1 pseudogene (only partly in view) is annotated in these 21,372 nt (G+C 66.1%); it reads left to right on the top strand.

The features are described from left to right. Positions 1 to 21,372, top strand: a pseudogene (locus G6N42_RS11970) (non-ribosomal peptide synthetase) (its annotated part extends 7,527 nt beyond the left edge of the window); the annotation flags it as partial.

The raw sequence follows: 21,372 nt of genomic DNA, 5'->3' as shown, positions 1-21,372 counted from the left end.
GCTCAGTCAACTGCAGATCGACGAACTGGACCACCAACACCGGATCGCCGATGTCTTGCCGCTGACCCCCTTGCAGGAGGGCCTGCTCTTCCACTCCAACAACTCACACGGCGTCAACGACGTGTACGCGATGCAGCTGGACATCACGGTGAGCGGACTGCTCGATGCCCATCGCTTGTGCGACGCGGTGCAGGCCATGGTCAACCGGCATCCCAACCTTGCCGCGCGCTTCAGCAGAGAATTTGAGCAACCGATTCAGATCATCCCCGCCGATCCGGTCGCACCATGGCGGTACATCGACCTCACCGGAAACGACGTGTACCCGGATGAGCAGCTCCAGCAGTTGTGGACCGCCGAGCACACCGGAGGGTGTGACCTCGTCCACGAACCTGGACAGGTCATCTCGGCCGATCCAGTGGCGCCGCGGGGGGCTGTCGACCTGAAAGCCTCCAGCACCGACGTCGACGTCGATGAGCAGATCGAGCGGGTCTGCGCCGCCGAACGGGTCGCGGTGTGCGACCTGACTCAACCGCCGGCCTTCCGGGCGGCGTTGATCCGCATCGCGCCGGATCGGCACCGGTTCGTGCTGACGAACCACCACATCGTGCTCGACGGCTGGTCCCTTCCGATCATGTTGCAAGAGATCTTCGCCGGCTATTACGGGCACCGGCTGCCTGCGGCCCCGCCATATCGCAGGTTTCTCAGCTGGCTGGCCGATCGGGACCAAGCTTCCGCCCGGACGGCCTGGCGCGAGGTGCTCGCCGGTTTCGACACCCCCACATTGGTCGGTCCGCCGGGCCGGTCCAGTCTTGGTCCGCGAGGGACGACCGTCGTTCGGGTACCCGAGGCCACGACCCAGGCCCTCAAGGAATTGGCACGCGCATGCCACACCACCGTAAACATCGTGCTTCAAGGCGCATGGGCACAGGTACTGATGTGGTTGACCGGACGTCACGACGTCGTCTTCGGTACCGCGGTATCGGGACGGCCAACGGAGGTCGCCGGTGCGGAATCGATGGTCGGGTTGTTGATCAACACGGTGCCGGTGCGCGCGCAGATCACGACGGAAACCACGACCGCCGGGCTGCTTGAGCAACTGCAAGGCGCGCACAACGACACGCTGGAGCACCAGCACTTGGCGCTGAGTGAGATCCACCGCGCCGCAGGCCACAAGCACCTGTTCGACACGGTCTTCGTCTACGAAAACTACCCGGTCGATGCCGCCGCAATGTTCGGCACCAACGGATTGGCCATCACCGAGATCAACGGCCGCGAATTCAACCACTATCCCCTTGCGATGGTGGTTCGACCCGGCCACGAACTCGGCCTTCGCGTCGAGTTCGACACGGAGGTGTTCGACGCGACGCGGATCGAGAGGCTCACGAAGCGGTTCCAGGCGGTGCTGGCGGCGATGGCCGCGCCAAAGGAGCAGGAGCAGGCATGACCGCCGATCCCAATCGGCGATTGTTGTCGGTCGATCTCTTCGACGAGAGTGAAAACGCCGACCTGGACGGGTGGGGCAACCGGTCGGTACTGACGCAGCCGGCGACCCCGGTCTCCGTTCCGGAGGCGTTCGCCGCACAGGTGCGTCGCACACCCCAAGCGCGGGCCCTGTGCTGTGGAGAGTCCTCGTGGACTTATGACGAGCTGGACATCAGGTCAAACCAGTTGGCGCACAAGCTAGTCGAGCAAGGTGCGGGTTCCGGACAGTGTGTGGCATTGCTCATGGAGCGCTGCGCCGAGGCCGTCATCGCAATCTTGGCGGTGCTGAAATCCGGCGCGGCCTACCTACCGATCGATCCGGCGCACCCGCCGGCCCGGATCAAATTCATGACCGAGGATTCCGCACCGATCGCCGCGATCACCACCACTGAGCTCGCCGGCCGACTCGACGAATGCGGTGTGCCGGTTATCGATATCGGCGACGCGGGTACCGACGCGCAACCCAGCACCGCGCTGCCGGCCCCGGCGCCTGACGACATCGCCCACATCATCTACACCTCCGGTACCACCGGTGTGCCGAAAGGTGTTGCGGTCACTCATCACAACATCACCCGCCTGTTCGACTCAATCGACGTCGGCCTTGATTGGGGACCTGGACAGGTATGGACGCAGTGCCACTCCTATGCCTTCGACTTCTCGGTGTGGGAAATCTGGGGTGCGCTGCTGTTCGGCGGCCGGCTGGTCGTCGTGCCCGTCTCGGTGGCCCGATCGCCGGAAGACTTCCGTGCGCTCTTGGTCGCCGAACACGTCAGCGTCTTGAGCCAGACCCCGTCGGCCGTCGCGGCACTCTCACCGCAAGGGTTGGATTCTGTTGCGCTGATGGTGGCCGGTGAGGCCTGCCCGGCCGAGGTGGTGGATCGATGGGCGCCCGGACGCGTGATGATCAACGGATACGGCCCTACCGAGACAACGGTGTACGCGACGATCAGCGCGCCGCTGAAACCGCGAGAAGGGGTGCCGATCGGTGTGCCGGTGCCCGGGGCGGCGTTGTTTGTGGTGGACGGGCGGTTGCGGCCGGTTCCGGCCGGGGTGGTCGGCGAGTTGTATGTCGCCGGTCGCGGTGTCGGCGTGGGGTACGTGCGCCGCGCAGGGCTGACCGCGTCGCGGTTCGTGTCGTGTCCGTTCGGGGAGCCCGGGGCGCGAATGTATCGCACCGGGGATCTGGTGCGGTGGGGTGCCGACGGGCAGCTGCAGTATCTCGGGCGCGCCGACGAGCAGGTCAAGATTCGCGGCTACCGCATCGAACTCGGTGAAATCCAGGCGGCATTGGCAGCGCTTCACGGCGTGGCCCAGGCAGTCGTCATCGCCCGTGAGGACCGCCCCGGTGACAAGCGCCTGGTGGGTTACGTCACCGAGTCGGCGACCGCCGCAGTGGACCCGGCTGCCGCGCGCACCACTTTGGCTGATCGGCTTCCGCCGTACATGGTGCCGGGCGCGGTGGTTGTTCTCGACGCGTTGCCATTGACGGTCAACGGCAAGCTCGACACTCGCGCCCTTCCGGCACCCGACTACGCCGACCGCGATCATCACCGCGCCCCGGCCAACGCGACCGAGGAGATCGTGGCCGGTGTCTACGCCCAGATTCTCGGCGTCGAACGGGTCGGCGTCGACGAATCTTTCTTCGACCTCGGCGGTGACAGCATTTCGGCGATGCGCCTGGTCGCCGCAATCAACACCACTCTGGGGGTAAGGATTTCGGAGCATGTCTTGTTTGACGCGCCGACCGTCGCCCAGTTGGCGACCCGTCTCGACGGGGAGGGCGACGGGCTCGACCCGCTGGTGGCCGGGCAGCGACCGGAGATGGTCCCCTTGTCGTTTGCGCAGAGCCGGTTATGGCTCCTCAACGAATTGCAGGGGCCCTCGGCGGTCTACAACATGGCAACTGCGCTTCGGATTCGCGGAGGGCTCGATGTCTACGCCTTGGGCTTGGCGCTGGCCGATGTGGTGGGGCGCCACGAATCGCTGCGGACCATTTTTCCCGACATCGACGGTGCGCCGTTTCAGCTGGTCGTGTCGCCCGAGCGAGCCGAATTCGGCTGGCAGGTCGTGGATGCCACCGGCTATTCGACCACGCGGCTGAACGAGGTCATCGACATCGCAGCGAACCACACGTTCGACTTGGCTGATGAGATCCCGCTGAGGGCAACGCTTTTCCGCGTTGCCGATGACGATCACGTGTTCGTCGGGGTGGTACATCATATCGCCGCCGACGGGTGGTCGATCTCCCCGCTGGTGCGCGATCTGAGCGTGGCGTATGCCAGCAGGTGCGCGGGCCATGCGCCGGACTGGGCGCCCTTGGCCGTCCAATATGTCGATTACACGTTGTGGCAACGCGCTCAGTTCGGTGATGTCGACGACATCCATAGCCGTCTCGGCGCGCAGCTGGCTTATTGGCGGGCTGCTCTGGCCGGCCTACCCGAGCGACTGCAGTTGCCGACCGATCGCCCTTATCCGGCGGTGGCGGATCAGCGGGGCGCCATTGTGAGGGTGGACTGGGCCGCAGAGCTGCACGAGCAGGTGCGGGAACTGGCACACGAGCACAACGCGACCAGTTTCATGGTGCTCCAGGCGGCTCTCGCGGTGCTCTTGGCAGCGATCACCGCGAGCGACGACATCGCGGTGGGATTCCCGATCGCGGGGCGCCGGGATCCGGTGCTCGATGATCTGATCGGGTTCTTCGTCAACACGTTGGTGTTGCGGGTCGATCTAACAGGCGATCCCACGGTTTCCGAGCTGCTTGCCCAGGTTCGGCAACGTAGCCTGGACGCGTTCGAACACCAGGACGTGCCCTTCGAGGTGCTGGTCGAACGGCTCAATCCCACCCGGAACATGAGTCACCACCCGCTGGTCCAGGTGGCGCTGGCCTGGCAGAACTGGCAGGAAGGCGGTCCCGACAGCGGGTTGACTCTGGGCGATCTGCCCGTGACCCGGATGCCGCTGGACACCCATACGGCTCGCATGGATTTGACGTTCTCCCTGTCCGAGAACTGGACCGCCACGGGTGAGCCCGCCGGGATCGGTGGGGTCGTCGAGTTTCGCACCGATGTGTTCGACAGCGCCACCATCGAAACACTCGTGGGTCGGTTGGAGCGGGTGTTGGTGGGGTTGGTGGTTGATCCGTTGGCGCGGTTGTCGTCGTTGGGTGTGGTTGATGGTGGTGAGTGGGCTGGGTTGGGGGTGTTGGGTAATCGGGGGGTGTTGACGGCGCCGGTGGGTGCGGTGGTGTCGGTTCCGGGGTTGTTTGGTGAGTTTGTGCGGCGTTGCGGTGGGGTTGTGGCGTTGCGGTGTGGTCAGCGGTCGTGGACGTATGACGAGCTTGATGTGGCTTCGGATCGGTTGGCGCGGTTGTTGGTGGCGCGGGGGGCGGGGCCGGGTCGGTGTGGGTTGTTGGTGCCTCGGTCGGGTGAGGCGGTGGTGGCGATTTTGGCGGTGCTGAAGTCGGGGGCGGCGTATTTGCCGGTGGATCCGGCGGTGCCGGCGGCGCGGTTGGAATTCATTGTTGGTGATGCGGCTCCGGTGGCGGTGTTGACGACGGCGGGGTTGGCTGGGCGGTTGGCTGGGTGTGGGGTGGCGGTCATCGATATCGATGATTGTGGGGTTGATGCTGGTTCTGGTGCGGTGTTGCCGGTGGTGGCTGCTGATGATGTGGCGTACATCATTTATACGTCGGGGACCACTGGTGTGCCCAAAGGTGTTGCGGTGACGCATTGTAACGTCACGCAGTTGTTGGGGTCGTTGGATGCGGGGCTGCCTCGTGGTGGGGTGTGGCCGCAGTGTCATACGTTGGCGTTCGACGTGTCGGTGTGGGAGATTTTTGGGGCGTTGTTGCGTGGTGGGCGGGTGGTGGTGGTGCCTGAGGAGGTGGCCGGTTCACCGCAGGACTTCCATGCGTTGCTGGTCGCCGAGCAGGTCGATGTGCTGACTCAGACTCCTTCTGCGGTGCGGGTGTTGCCGCGGGAGGGGTTGGAGTCTGCGGCGTTGGTGGTGGTCGGTGAGGCGTGTCCGGCTGAGGTGGTTGATGTGTGGGCGCCGGGGCGGGTGATGATCAATGCCTACGGTCCGACCGAGACCACGATGTGTGTGGCGATCAGCGCGCCGCTGAAACCGGGAGAAGGGGTGCCGATCGGTGCGCCGGTGCCGGGGGCGGCGTTGTTTGTGTTGGATAAGTGGTTGCGGCCGGTGCCTGCGGGGGTGGTCGGTGAGTTGTATGTGGCTGGTGCGGGGTTGGCCTGTGGGTATGTGCATCGGTCGGGGTTGACGGCGTCGCGGTTTGTCGCGTGTGGGTTCGGGGCGCCGGGGGCGCGGATGTATCGCACGGGGGATTTGGTGCGGTGGCGTGCTGATGGGCAGTTGCAGTATTTGGGGCGTGCTGATGAGCAGGTCAAGATCCGTGGGTATCGGATTGAGCTTGGGGATGTTCAGTCCGCGTTGGCCGGGTTGGACGGGGTCGATCAAGCGGTGGTTATCGCGCGTGAGGACAGCCCCGGCGATAAGCGTCTGGTCGGTTACATCACCGGCACCGCCGATCCGGGGTCGCTGCGTGTGGCGTTGGCAGAGCGGTTGCCGGCCTATATGGTGCCCACCGCGGTGGTGGTCTTGGATGCGCTGCCGCTGACGGCCAATAACAAACTCGACACCCGCGCGTTGCCGGCCCCGGATTACACCGACGCCGAACATTATCGGGCACCCACCGACGCGGTCGAGGAAATCCTGGCCGGTATCTATGCCCAGGTCCTGGGACTGGACCGGGTGGGCATCGACGACTCCTTCTTCGACCGCGGCGGCGACAGCATCCTCGCCATGCAAGTGGTGGCTCGCGCCCGCGCGGCCGGTCTGAGCTGTCGGCCGCGCGATGTGTTCGCCGAACAGACGGTGGCTCGGCTGTCCCGCATCGCCGAAATCGCCGATGGCACAGCGAGTGTCGCGGATGAGGGTGTCGGTCCGGTGCAAGCCACCCCGATTATTCGCTGGCTGGAAACGGTGCACGGCCGAGTCGATCAGTTCAACCAAACGATGATCGTGGCGGCCCCAGCCGGGGGCTCTGAGGCCGACATCGTGGTGATATTGCAGGCCCTGCTCGATCGGCATGCGATGCTGCGGCTGCGTGTCGACGAGAACGACAGCGGTTGGTCGTTGGTGGTGCCGGAGCCGGGCGCGGTCGATGCCGGCGATTGCCTGCACACCGTCGACATCCTGTCCGACGAGACGTTGGCGGCGGCCCGGTCGCGGTTGAACCCGGCCGCCGGGGTGATGCTCAGCGCGCTGTGGGCGACCTCGACCAGACAGCTGGCGCTGATCATCCACCATCTGGCCGTGGATGCGGTGTCGTGGCGGATTCTGCTCGAGGACTTCAATATCGCTTGGGCCCAACACCATAACGATCAGCCTGTGGTGCTGCCGGCGGGCGGAACGTCGTTTTCCCGATGGGCATCACTGCTGAGCGAGCATGCCCGGTCGGCGGAGGTGGCGGAACTGGCGCAGGCGTGGCAGAAGGTGACGGCCGCGCCGCCCGTGCTGCCCCTCGTAATTCCCGAAGTCGATACCTACGCCGCCGCCGGGCGTCTTACGGAATCGCTGGATGTCGAGACCACCCGCCAGCTACTCGGTCCGGTCCCGGCCGCGTTTCACGCTGGGGTGCAGGATGTTCTGCTGATCGCGTTCGGCCTGGCATGGGCGGAATTCCTGAAAGTTCGTGACGTGCCGATCGGCATCGACGTCGAGGGGCACGGCCGCGATGAGGAGCTGAGTCCCGATATCGACTTGTCTCGCACCGTGGGTTGGTTCACCGCCAAGTATCCAGTGTCCCTGACCTTCGGTGAATTGGGCTGGACACAAGTCATTTCCGGTGATGAAACACTCGGCCTGACCGTCAAAGACGCCAAGGAACAGCTCCGTGCCGTTCCCGACGGCATGACGTTCGGTCTGCTGCGATACCTCAACACCGCCGTCGAATTGTCCGGAAGCGACCCAACGATCGGATTCAACTACCTCGGGCGGCTCGGGGACGATGCCACGGCCATGACCGATGACCTGTGGCGGATCAGCCAGGACGGCTTATCGCTTGTCGACATCGCCGCAGCGGTGCCAATGGCGCTGGCGCACACCGTGGCACTGAATGCGGCCGCAGTCGACACCGACGCCGGTCCACGGCTGCACGCCACCTGGAGCTGGGCGCCCTCGGCACTGAACGACGCGCAGATCGGCCGCCTGAGCCAACTGTGGTTCGACGCCCTGGCCGGCATCTGCGCGAATGTCCAACGCGGCGGTGGCGGATTCACACCCTCCGACATCGCCCCGGCCCGACTCACCCAGCATGAGATCGACGAGCTGAACCGGCAATACCGAATCGCCGACGTGCTGCCGCTGACCCCGATGCAGCGCGGCCTGCTTTTTCACACCAACACCACTCACGGCGCCGCCTACGACGACCTGTACGCGATGCAGCTCGACATCACGGTCACCGGGCCGCTCGACCCTGACCGCCTGCGCGACGCCGTGCGCCGCGTGGCCAACCGGCATCCCCATCTGGCCGCGAGGTTCTGCGAGCAGTACGACCAGCCGGTACAGGTCATCCCGGCCGATCCCGCGGCCGCGTGGCGGTATATCGACGTCACCGGTGGAGACCCCGAGCAGCAGGTTCAGCAGCTGGCCGCTACCGAACGCGCCGCCGTCTGCGATCTCGCCGACCCGCCGGCCTTCCGGGCGGCGCTGATACGCACCGCCGAAGCCGAACACCGATGCATACTGACGTTCCACCACATCGTCATGGACGGCTGGTCGCTGCCGATCCTGCTGCAGGAGATCTTCGCCGGGTATTACGGTCATCGCCTCCCCCCGGCCGCATCGTATCGCCGCTATGTCAGCTGGCTGCTTGATCGGGACCTCGACGCCGCCCAAAAGGCTTGGGGTGAAGTACTCGCCGGCTTCGACACCCCGACTCTTGTCGGTTCGCCTCAGCGATTCGGGCACCGGGGCGTCGAGGCGTTCCGGCTTCCCGAGGAGACCATGCGGACGCTTGGGGAGCTCGCGCGGTCGAACCACACCACCGTCAACACTGTGCTGCAGGCGGCATGGGCGCAGCTGCTGATGTGGCTGACGGGGCGCCACGATGTCGTCTTCGGCACCGCCGTCTCCGGGCGACCGGCCGACGTGGTCGGTGCGGAGGCGATGGTGGGCCTGTTGATCAACACCGTGCCTGTGCGCGCGCGGATCACATCGGCTAGCACCACGGCCGATCTGCTAGACCAGCTGCAAAGTGTCTACGTGCAGACACTCGACCACCAATTTCTGCCGCTCAACGAGATTCACCGCATCACCGGCGTTGACCAACTCTTCGACACCCTTTTCGTCTATGAGAACTACCCGGTCGACACCGATGCGATGGTCGGCGCCGACGGGTTGGCCATCGGCGGTTTCAGCACCCGCGAACGCAACCACTACCCCCTGACGCTGCAAGCACAGCCGGGCAGCGATCTGAGCCTTCGCCTCGAATTCGACACCGGCGTGTTCGGCCCGGCCGGCGTCGAGAAGCTGATCCAACGGTTCACCCAGGTGGTGGCGGCCATGACGGCCGAGCCCACCCGACGACTGCTGTCGATCGATCTACTCGACGCAGACGAGCATGCCTACCTGGATGAGGTGGGCAACCGCGCGGCGTTGACCCAGTCGACGACGCCGGTGGCGCTTTCGGAGGTGTTCGCCGCCCAAGTATCACGCACTCCTGACGCGGGGGCCGTGACGTTCGACGGCCAGTCGGTGACCTATCGCGAGCTAGACGAGGCGGCCAACCGGTTGGCGCACATGCTGGTTGCGCACGGTGCGGGGCCGGGCCGGTGTGTGGCACTGATGTTCAACCGATCTGCCGAGGCGATCGTGGCGATCCTGGCCGTGCTCAAGACCGGTGCGGCGTATCTACCGATCGATCCCGCGCATCCGCAGGTTCGGATCGCGTTCATGACAGAGGACTCCTCGCCGATTGCCGCGATCACCACGCCTGCCCTGAGAGACCGGTTCAACGGATGCGATCTGGTGCTCATCGACGTCGATGATCCCCGTATCGAAATCCAGCCCAGCACCGCGTTACCTGCCCCGGCGCCCGATGACGTCGCGCACATCATCTACACCTCGGGCACCACCGGTGTTCCCAAAGGGGTTGCCGTCACGCAATACAACGTGGTGCAGCTGTTCGAGTCGCTCGACACCGGTCTGGCACTGACGCCCGAACAGGTGTGGACTCAGTTCCACTCATATGCCTTCGACTTCTCGGTGTGGGAGATCTGGGGCGCGCTGCTGCACGGTGGGCGACTGGTAGTGGTACCCGATTCGGTCGCCCGGTCACCGCAAGAATTCCACGACTTGCTGGTTCGCGAACACGTCACGGTGCTCACCCAAACCCCCTCTGCGGTAAGGGGTTTATCGCCGGAGGGGTTGGGCTCGGCGGCGTTGGTCATCGGCGCGGAGCCGTGCCCCCCGGAGTTCGTCGACCGGTGGGCACCCGGCAGACTGATGATCAACGTGTACGGCCCCACCGAAACGACGATGTGGGCCTCCAAGAGCGCGCCGTTGGCAGCCGGCTCGGGTTCGCCCCCCATCGGCTCGCCAGTGACCGGGGCGGCCCTCTTCGTGCTAGACGGGTGGCTTCGACCCGTGCCGCCCGGGGTCGTCGGGGAACTCTACCTGGCCGGCCGTGGTGTCGGCGTTGGGTATTGGCGCCGGGCGGGTCTGACCGCATCGCGGTTCATAGCGTGTCCATTCGGCGGCGCAGGAGCTCAGGGAATAAGGATGTATCGCACTGGCGACCTGGTGCGGTGGGGGAGTGACGGGCAGCTGCAGTACCTGGGACGTGCCGACGAGCAGGTCAAGATCCGCGGCTACCGCATCGAACTCGGCGAAATACAATCAGCGCTAACCGATCTGGACGGAGTGGCCGAAGCAGTGGTCATTGCCCGGGAGGACACTCCCGGCGACAAACGGTTGGTCGGCTACGTCACCGAATCGCGGCCGGGTGCTGTCGATCCGGCGCGGGCCCGCACTGCCTTGGCCGACCGGCTACCGCCCTACATGGTCCCGGCCGCAATAGTCGTGCTCGCCGGCTTGCCTATGACGGTCAATGGCAAGCTCGACATCCGCGCCCTGCCTGCACCGGAGTTCCAGCAGGTCGGTCGTTACCGTGCCCCAGCCAACGCGGTCGAGGAGATCCTTGCCGGCATCTACGCCCAGGTCCTCAACATCGAGCGGGTGGGTGCCGACGACTCCTTCTTCGATCTCGGCGGCGATTCAGTCTCGGCCATGCGCCTGGTCTCCGCGATCAATGCCGGATTGGACGCGGACCTTTCGGTCCGCGCCTTGTTCGACGCACCCACGGTCGCCCAGCTTGCGCCCCGTGTCACCGGGGCGAGCGGGCGTGAGGCGTTGGTCGCCGGCAACCGACCCGCCGTAGTTCCGTTGTCGTTCGCCCAGAGTCGGTTGTGGTTTATCGACCAGTTGCAGGGCCCGTCACCGGTTTACAACATGCCGGTGGCGCTGCGACTGCGTGGCCGTCTCGACGTCGATGCGTTGGTCGCCGCTCTCGCCGATGTCGTGGGCCGGCACGAGAGCCTGCGCACTCTGATCAGGGCGCCGGAGGGGATTCCCCAACAGGTGGTGGTGCCCATCGAGCATGCCGAATTCGGTTGGGATGTGGTCGATGCGACCGGCTGGACTTCTGAGCGCCTCGGTGAGGCCATCGCGCAGACCGGGCGTCACGCATTTGACCTGACCACCGAGATCCCGCTGCGGGCGAGGCTTTTCCGCGTCATGGACGACGAACACGTGCTGGTGGGCGTGGCGCACCACATCGCGGCCGACGGCTGGTCGATCGGCCCGCTGGTGCGGGATCTCGGCGTGGCGTATGGCGGCCGGCGTGCGGGACGTGCTTCCGGGTTGACTGAACTACCCGTGCAGTACATCGACTACACGCTGTGGCAGCGTGCGCGGTTCGGCGACCTCGATGACAACCAGAGTTTGATCGCCCGGCAGGTGGCCTACTGGCAGGACGCGTTGGCCGGGATGCCTGAGCGACTTCAGCTGCCCACCGATCGGCCCTATCCGGCGGCGGCTGACCAGCGGGGCGCACGCGTGATGGTCGACTGGCCGGCCGAGGTGCAAGAGCAGGTACGGGCGGTCGCCGCGCAGTACAACGCGACCAGCTTCATGGTTATGCAGGCCGCACTGGCAGTGTTGTTGTCGCGACTGAGCTCAAGCAGTGATGTGGCGGTGGGGTTTCCGATCGCGGGGCGCACCGATCCCGCGCTGTACGAGTTGATCGGGTTCTTCGTCAACACGCTGGTGTTACGGGTCGCGCTCGCAGGCGACCCCTCCGTATCCGAGTTGCTGGATCAGGTGCGGCGGCGAAGCCTTGCGGCTTTCGAGCATCAGGATGTGCCGTTCGAAGTCCTGGTGGAGCGGCTCAATCCGACGCGGTCGATGACGCATCATCCGCTGGTGCAGGTGTTGTTCGCGTGGCAGAATCTGCCCGGGCACACCAGCGATCCCGCCGCGGGGCTGACCCTGGGCGATCTGCAGGCCACTCAGATGCCGGTGGACACCGAGACCGCCCGGATGGATCTGACCTTCTCGCTGTCGGAGCACTTCACGGACACCGCTGAGCCCGCAGGGATTTGGGGTGCGGTCGAGTACCGCACCGACGTATTCGACGCCGCCACCATCGAAACGCTGATCGAGCGCCTGCGACGCGTGGTGGTGGCGATGACCGCGGATCCGACGGTGCGGGTGTCGTCGATCGACGTGCTCGACGACGGCGAACGCACGCGGCTGGACGCGATCGGCAATCGTGCGATGTTGACGGCACCGGCACCGGCCCCGGTGTCGGTGCCCGAGTTGTTCGCCGAGCACGTGGCTCGCATTCCCGACGCGACCGCGGTCAGCTCCGACAGCTGCAGCCTCACATATCGAGAGCTCGACGAGGCCGCTAACAGGTTGGCGCACTTGCTGATCGAAGAGGGTGCAGGCCCGGGACAGCGCGTCGCGCTGCTGCTGGAGCGCTCCGCTGAAGCGATCGTGGCGATGCTCGCGGTGGTCAAGACCGGGGCCGCATATCTGCCGATCGATCCGGCCCATCCCGATGCCCGCATCGGGTTCATGCTCGCCGACGCCGCGCCTATCGCCGCCATCGCCACGGCGGGTCTGCGCTCGCGACTCCAGGGTCCGCTGGCGGTCCTCGAAGTCAATGACCCCGCGGTGGACACTCAACCGACCACTCCGCCGCCCGTGCCTGCGGCGGACGACGTGGCCTACCTCATCTACACGTCGGGCACCACCGGCGTGCCCAAAGGCGTCGCCATCACACACGCCAACCTGACGAGCCATCTGGCGAAGTCGGCCCCCGCCCACATGCCCGCCGATCAGGTATGGACGCAATGCCATTCGTACGGCTTCGACTTCTCGGTGTGGGAGATATGGGCTGCGCTGCTCGGCGGCGCCCGCCTTGTCATCGTCTCCGAAGAGGTGGCCGGCTCACCGGAGGACTTCCACGACCTGTTGGTACGCGAACAGGTCACCGTGCTCACCCAGACCCCGTCGGCGGTGGCGGCGCTGTCGCCGCAGGGTCTGGAATCGACGTGCGTCCTGCTCGGCGGTGAGGCCGTACCGGCCGAGGTGGTCGACCAATGGGCGCCCGGGCGTGTGGTGATCAACGCGTACGGCCCCACGGAGGCGACGGTGTACGCCTCGATGAGCGCGCCACTGAGCGTCGGATCGGGTGCGGCGCCCATCGGCGCACCGGTGTCGACGGCGGCGGTGTTCGTCCTGGACGAGCGGCTGCGTCCGGTGCCTACCGGTGTGGTGGGCGAGTTGTACGTCGCGGGGCGCGGCGTGGCCGTCGGATACATCGGCCGGACGGGATTGACCGGCTCGCGGTTCGTCGCATGCCCGTTCGGCGAACCGGGCACCCGCATGTATCGCACCGGCGACCTGGTGTATTGGCGTGCTGATGGACAAATGCAGTACCTCGGCCGCGCCGACGAGCAGGTCAAGATTCGCGGCTACCGGATCGAACTCGGTGAAATCCAAAGCGCGCTGGCCGAACTGGATGGCGTAGAGCACGCCGTGGTGCTCGCCCGCGAAGACAACCCGGGAACCAAGCGCCTCGTCGGTTACATCACCGGGACGGCCGACCCCGTCGAGCTGCGCGCCACACTCGCCGACCGGCTGCCGGCCTATATGGTGCCCGGGGCCGTGGTGGTCATGGACGCGTTGCCGTTGACGGTCAACGGCAAGCTCGATATTCGCGCTCTGCCCCCACCGGGCGTACAGCAGGCGCATCACTACCGGCGGCCGGTCACCGCCGTCGAGGAGATCCTCGCCGGCATCTACGCCGAAGTCCTGGGGCTGGAACGGGTCGGGGTGGACGACTCGTTCTTCGACCTCGGCGGCGACAGCATCCTGTCGATGCAGGTCGTCGCTCGCGCGCGAGCCGCCGGCTTACGCTGCCGACCGCGTGACATATTCGTTGAGCAGACGGTGGCCCGACTGGCCATGGTCGCCGGAATGGCCGATGGTGAACCCGGCGTCGTTGACGAGGGCATCGGTCCCGTGGTGGCTACGCCGATCATGCGGTGGCTGCGGACTATCGACGGTCCGATCGATGAGTTCAATCAGACGATGGTCGTGCGGGCACCCGCCGGGGTCACCGAAGCTGACGTGATCGTCGTACTCGGGGCGCTCCTGGACCGACACGCCGCACTGCGGCTTCGCGCGGCAGACGACGGCGCCACGGGGTGGTCGCTCGAGGTACCCGAACCTGGTGTGGTCAACGTGGCCGATTGCGTGCACACCGCCGACGAACTCAACGCTGCTGCGCTCGAGGCCGCGCGGGCGCTGTTGAACCCCGCCGCAGGGACGATGCTCAGCGCGCTGTGGGTGCCCGCAACCGGCCAGCTGGCGTTGATCATTCATCACCTCGCCATCGATGCCGTGTCCTGGCGGATCCTGCTCGAAGATCTCAACATCGCCTGGGTCCAGCACCACAGCGGGCAGCCTGTCGAGCTGCCGACGACGGGAACCTCGTTCGCGCGCTGGACTTCACGGCTTGCAGAGCACGCACGCACTCCAGCAGTGGTGCAGCATGCCGATGCCTGGAGAGATATCGCCGCGACCCCCGTCACGCTGTCACGGGCGCAACCCGCGGTGGACACCTACGCCAGTGCCGGACACTTGTCGGCCTCGCTGGGCCCCGAGCACACTCGTGCGCTGCTCAGCGAGGTCCCCGCAGCGTTTCACGCTGGCGTGCAAGACATCCTGTTGATCGCCTACGCGTTGGCATGCACAGAGTTTCTCGACGGCGACGCGGCGATCGGCATCGATGTCGAGGGCCACGGCCGCAATGAAGACGTGGTCGACGATGTCGACCTGTCGCGCACCGTGGGGTGGTTCACCGCCAAGTACCCGGTGTCGTTGGCGGTCGGTGGCCTGCGCTGGGCACAGGTGGTCGCAGGCGACGCCGCGCTCGGCCCCGTGATCAAGAACGGCAAGGAACAACTGCGTGCCCTGCCCGATGGGCTGACCTACGGTCTGCTGCGCTATCTCAATGACGACGTCGATCTCTCCGGGGCCGACCCGTCCATCGGGTTCAATTACCTCGGGCGCGTGGCTGCCGGCGCTGCCATAGCCGACGTGTCCGCCGATCTTTGGCTGGTGAGCGAGGACGGCCTGGCAATCGCCGATGCTGCCACGACCGTGCCGATGCCTTTGGGCCACACCGTGGAACTCAACTCGGCGACCGTCGACACCGAGACCGGACCACAGCTGAACGCCACATGGACCTGGGCGCAATCGGCCCTCGACGACGCGCAAGTCAACCGGCTGAGCAAACTCTGGTTCGAGGCACTGGTCGGTATTTGCGCGCATGTCCGAAGCGGGGGCGGCGGACTTACCCCGTCCGACATCGCACCGTCCGTGCTGACGCAACAACAACTCGACGAGCTGCAGCGGCACTACCGCATCGCCGATGTGCTGCCGCTGACCCCGCTGCAACAGGGGCTGCTCTTCCACGCCAGCACCGCACAGGATTTCGGTGATCTCTATGCGATGCAGGTCGACATCACGGTCACCGGCGCGCTGGATCGCTACCGCCTGCGCGACGCGGTGCAGACGACGGTGAACCGCCACCCCAACCTCGCCGCCCGGTTCTACGACCACTTCGACCAGCCCGTCCAGATCATCCCCGTCGACCCCGAAATTCCCTGGCGCTACGACGAGCTGGACGCCGAGGAGCAGATCCGGCAGCTATGCGCTGCCGAGCGTGCGGCGGTCTGTGATCTCACCCACCCGCCGGCTGTACGCGCGGCATTGATCCGCACCGCCCCGGATCGGCACCGGGTGGTGCTGACCTACCACCACGTCGTCGTCGATGGCTGGTCGATGCCGATCCTGCTGCAGGAGATTTTCGCAAGCTACTACGGGCAACGGCTGCCCGCAGCGACGCCGTACCGCAGTTTCATCACCTGGCTGGCTAACCGTGACCGACACGCCGCGCACGCGGCGTGGCGGGACGTACTGGCCGGATTCGAGACGCCGACACTCGTCGGCCCCGCGGGTCGGCTCCGTCTTGGCGCGCGGGACAGCAACTACTTCCGGCTGAGTGAGCAAACCACGAGCGCGCTCGGCGAATTGGCGCGCTCATGTCACACCACCCTCAACACCGTGTTGCAGGCGGCCTGGGCACAGGTGCTGACGTGGCTGACCGGGCAGCAGGACGTCGTGTTCGGCACCGCGATTTCCGGGCGCCCGGCCGATGTGGCAGGTGCGGAGTCGATGGTGGGTCTGCTGATCAACACCGTGCCGGTGCGCGCGAGGTTCAGCCCGACCACCACGACCGCCGATCTGCTCGATCAACTGCGAACCTTCAACGGCCACACCCTCGACCATCAGCACCTGGCGCTCACCGAGATCCATCACACCACCGGACACGATCTGCTCTTCGACACCCTCTTCGTGTTCGAGAACTATCCGGTGAACACCGGCGCGATGGCAGCTAGCGACGATTTGGCCATCGTCGAGTTCAACACCAGTGAGTCCACCCATTATCCGGTGACGCTGCAGGCACTTTCAGGCGCCGAACTGGGTCTTCGAATCGAGTTCGACACCGATGTCTTCGATGAGGCCGGGATCGAGGCGCTGGCCGCGCGGCTTCAGCGGGCATTGGTCGCGATGGCAGCCGAACCGACCCGACGGCTCTCCTCGATGGATGTGCTGGACGCCGATGAACATGACCGGCTGGACCAGATCGGCAACCGGTCGGTACTGACCCGGCCCGCGACACCGGTATCGATTCCGGTGCTGTTCGGCGGGCAAGTCGAGCGCACACCCGCTGCGGTCGCTCTGGTGTGGGGCGAGCGTTCGTTCACCTACCGCGAGCTCGATGACTCCGCAAACCGGCTGGCGCACTTGCTAATTGAGCACGGTGCTGGCCCTGGGAGTAGTGTGGCGCTGCTGTTGGAGCGGTCCGCTGAGGCTGTCATCGCGATCCTGGCGGTGCTCAAGTCTGGCGCCGCGTATCTGCCGATCGACTCCGCGCACCCATCAGCCCGGGTCGAGTTCATGATCGACGATGCCGCGCCGATCGCCGCGATCACCACCAGCGGACTGGCCGGCCGATTGGACGGATGCAACCTGGCGGTCGTCGATATCGAAGACCCTCGTATCTCGGGCTATCCAGACACCGGCATGCCGGCGCCGGCTCCAGACGACATCGCGTACATCCTCTATACGTCGGGCACCACCGGTGTCCCCAAGGGCGTCGCGATCACCCAGCAGAATGTCATCAGCCTGTTCGAGGGAATGGATGTCGGACTGGCGCTGGGCGCGGAACAAGTGTGGGCGCAATGGTATTCGCTGGCATTCGACGTCTCGGTGTGGGAGATCTTCGGTGCCCTGCTGCATGGCGGCCGCCTCGTGGTGGTGCCCGAATCGGTCGCCCGGTCACCGGAGGACCTCCATGGTCTGCTCGCGGCAGAACACATCACGGTCCTGAGCCAGACACCCTCGGCGACGGGAATGCTGTCGCCACAAGGGCTGGGATCCATGGCGGTGGCGGTCGCCGGTGAGGCCTGCCCGACGGAGCTGATGGACCGTTGGGCGCCGGGGCGGATCATGATCAACGCGTACGGTCCGACCGAGGCCACGGTGTATGCCGCGATCAGCGCGCCGCTGAGGGCGGGGTCGGGTGTGGTGCCGATCGGCATGCCCGTCCCCGGGGCGGCGTTGTTCGTGCTAGACGGGTGGCTGCGACCGGTGCCGCCCGGCGCGGTCGGCGAGTTGTACATCGCCGGCCGCGGCGTCGGCGTCGGATATGTCCGTCGGGCCGGGCTGACCGCGTCACGTTTCGTCGCATGCCCGTTCGGCGGCGCCGGGGGAACAAGGATGTATCGCACCGGCGATCTGGTGCGGTGGGGCGCCGACGGCCAGCTGCAGTATCTGGGGCGCGCCGACGAACAGGTCAAACTGCGCGGATATCGCATCGAACTCGGCGAGGTCCAGGCAGCGCTGGCCGGGTTGGACGGAGTGCGACAAGCGGCGGTCATCGCCCGCGAGGACCGCCCCGGGGACAAACGGCTGGTGGGCTACATCAGCGGCACCGCAGACCCGGCGGTGCTGCGCAGCGCCCTGGCTGAACGGTTGCCGTCCTACATGGTCCCGTCCGCAGTGGTGGTTGTCGACGAACTGCCTTTGACACCGAACGGCAAACTCGACACCCGCGCATTACCCGCACCCGAATACGCCGCGGGGGCCAACTACCGTGCCCCTGCCACCCCGGTCGAAGACATTCTGGTCGGCATCTACGCCCATGTGCTCGGTGTCGAGCGGGTGGGTGTCGACGACTCCTTCTTCGACCTCGGCGGCGACTCGTTGTCGGCGATGCGCCTCGTCGCCGCCGTCAACACCGGCCTGGACGCCAGCGTTTCGGTGCACAGCCTTTTCAACGCGCCGACCGTCGCGCGGCTGGCGCTGCATGTCAGTGGGGAGGCGGGTCGACGCAAGCCGTTGGTTGCCGGTCCGCGCGCGGCCGTGATTCCGCTGTCCTTCGCCCAGAGTCGGCTGTGGTTCCTTGACCGCTTCCAGGGTGGAGCGGCGACCTACAACATGCCGAATGCGTTGCACATCAAAGGCCCCCTGGACGTCGAGGCATTGGTGTCGGCCTTCGATGACGTCATCGCACGCCACGAATCATTGCGCACCATCTTCCCCGACACCGACGGTGTCCCGTTCCAGAAGGTCATACCCGCGGAGCCGGGGATGTGGCGGCTCGCGGGCGCACCGTTGGTGGTGTCCCTGTCCGAACAGGATGTCCTCACAAAGTTGACGACGCTGGCGGTGCACCGCTTCGATCTGTCGGCCGAAATCCCGATTCGCGCACAGGTCTACTCGGTTGGCCCCGAGCAGTATGTCGTGGCAATCGTCGTACACCACATCGCCTTTGACGGATGGTCGCTGACCCCGATGGTCAGGGACATCGGCGAGGCGTATAGCAGCAGGACCAAGGGGATGGCCCCTGGCTGGGCGCAGCTGGCCGTGCAGTACGTGGACTATACGTTGTGGCAGCGTGAACAGTTCGGCGACCTCGACGACGACGACAGCCCCATCGCCGCGCAGCTGGCCTACTGGCAGGACGCGCTGGCCGGGATGCCCGAGCGTCTGCAGCTGCCCACCGACCGGCCCTATCCGCCTGTCGCCGACTACCGTGGTTCCGGTGTGGCGGTGAACTGGCCGGCGCAGCTTCAGCAGCGGGTGCGTGATGTTGCCCATCAGCACAACGCGACCAGCTTTATGGTGATTCAGGCCGCCCTTGCCGTCCTGCTGTCCGAGGTCAGCGCGAGCAACGATGTCGCCGTTGGGTTTCCGATTGCGGGCCGTCGCGATCCGGCACTCGACGAGTTGGTCGGTTTCTTCGTCAACACCTTGGTGCTGCGGGTCGAATTGGCCGGGGATCCTACGTTCGCCGAGCTGCTCGCCCAGGTGCGGCAGCGCAGCGTGGCCGCATTCGACCGACAAGACGTCCCGTTCGAGGTGCTCGTCGAGCGGCTCAATCCCACCCGAACCCTGACGCACCATCCGCTGATCCAGGTGATGCTGGCGTGGCAGAACATTCTGGGACAGGACGGCACCGACGGTGGCGCGGTGGCGTTGGGTGATCTGCATGTCTCGCAGATGGCGATGGACACCCACACCGCCCGGATGGACTTGGTCTTCCATCTCTCCGAACGGTGGACCGACAACGGTGAGGCCGACGGGATCGGCGGAATGGTCGAGTTCCGGACGGACGTGTTCGACGCCGCTACCATTGTCACGCTGATCGAGCGCCTCGAGCGGGTGCTGGTGGCCATGACCACCGACCCCGAACGGCGGGTGTCGTCGACGGATCTACTTGACGACGGCGAACGTGCCCTCCTCGATCGGTGGGGCAACCGCGCGGCGTTGACCCGGCCCTTGCCCACTGCGGCATCGATTCCCACACTGTGGACCGAACAAGTCGCCCGCACCCCCGATGCAGTCGCGGTGACCTTCGGTGACCAGTCGCTCACTTACGGAGACATCGAGGAGGCCGCCAACAGGTTGGCGCACCTGTTGATCGCCCACGGCGCAGGCCCCGGACAATCTGTGGCGCTGCTGTTCACCCGCTCCACCGAGGCGATCGTCGCGATCCTCGCGGTGCTCAAGACCGGGGCGGCCTATCTTGCGATCGACCCGTCGCACCCCAGCGCTCGCATCGAGTTCATGCTTGGCGACGCGGCGCCGATCGCCGCGATCACCACTGCGTCGTTGCAATCACGGCTGGCGGATGCCGGACTGGTCGTCATCGACATCGACGATCCGCGTATCGAAATCCAGCCCAGCACCGCGGTGCCTGCGCCGGGGGCCGACGACATCGCCTACATCATCTACACGTCGGGCACGACCGGCCAGCCCAAGGGAGTGGCCGTCGCGCATCGGAATGTGGCGCAGCTGATGGAGTCACTGGACGCCGACGTGCCGCGCACGGGCGTGTGGACGCAGTGTCATTCCCTGGCCTTCGATTTCTCCGTTTGGGAGATCTGGGGTGCGCTGCTCGGCGGTGGCCGTCTGGTGGTCGTGTCCGAGTCGGTCGGCCGTTCGCCGGAGGAATTCCATGCCCTGCTGGTCGCCGAACAGGTAAGTGTGCTGAGCAGGACCCCGTCGGCGTTCTACGCATTGCAGACCGTCGATGCGCTGAGCCCCGAGCAGGCCGGGAAGCTGAAACTCGAGGCCGTCGTGTTCGGTGGCGAAGCACTTGAGCCACAACGTCTTCAGACGTGGTTACACAACCACCCCGAAATGCCGCGCTTGATCAACATGTACGGCATCACCGAGACGACGGTGCACGCCTCGTACCGGGAGGTCGTCGTCGACGACGTCGATACCAGCGGCAGTCCTATCGGTGGTCCGTTGACCCATCTCGCCTTCTTCGTGCTCGACGGGTCATTGCGGCGTGTTCCGCCGAGGGTGGTCGGAGAGCTGTACGTCGCCGGTGCCGGCCTCGCATACGGGTACACCCGCCGGGGCGGGTTGACCGGAACGCGTTTCGTCGCATGCCCGTTCGGGGAGCCCGGCATGCGGATGTATCGGACAGGCGATCTGGTGTCGTGGGGGGCCGACGGCCAGCTGAAATATGTCGGGCGCGCCGATCATCAGGTCCAGATCCGGGGCTACCGCATCGAACTCGGTGAGATCGAAAACGCTCTCGCCGCTTCGCCCGAGGTCACCCAGGCCGTGGCCACCGTGCACCAAAGCGATGCCGGCGCCCAGATCGTGGGCTATGTCACCCTCGATCACACCACGACCGACGAGAGCGACGCC

It is taken from the genome of Mycobacterium gallinarum (assembly GCF_010726765.1).
In the GTDB taxonomy this organism is placed as follows: domain Bacteria; phylum Actinomycetota; class Actinomycetes; order Mycobacteriales; family Mycobacteriaceae; genus Mycobacterium; species Mycobacterium gallinarum.
The sequence above is the reverse complement of the archived record's forward strand: the minus strand, read 5'-3'. Positions and strand labels throughout refer to the sequence as shown.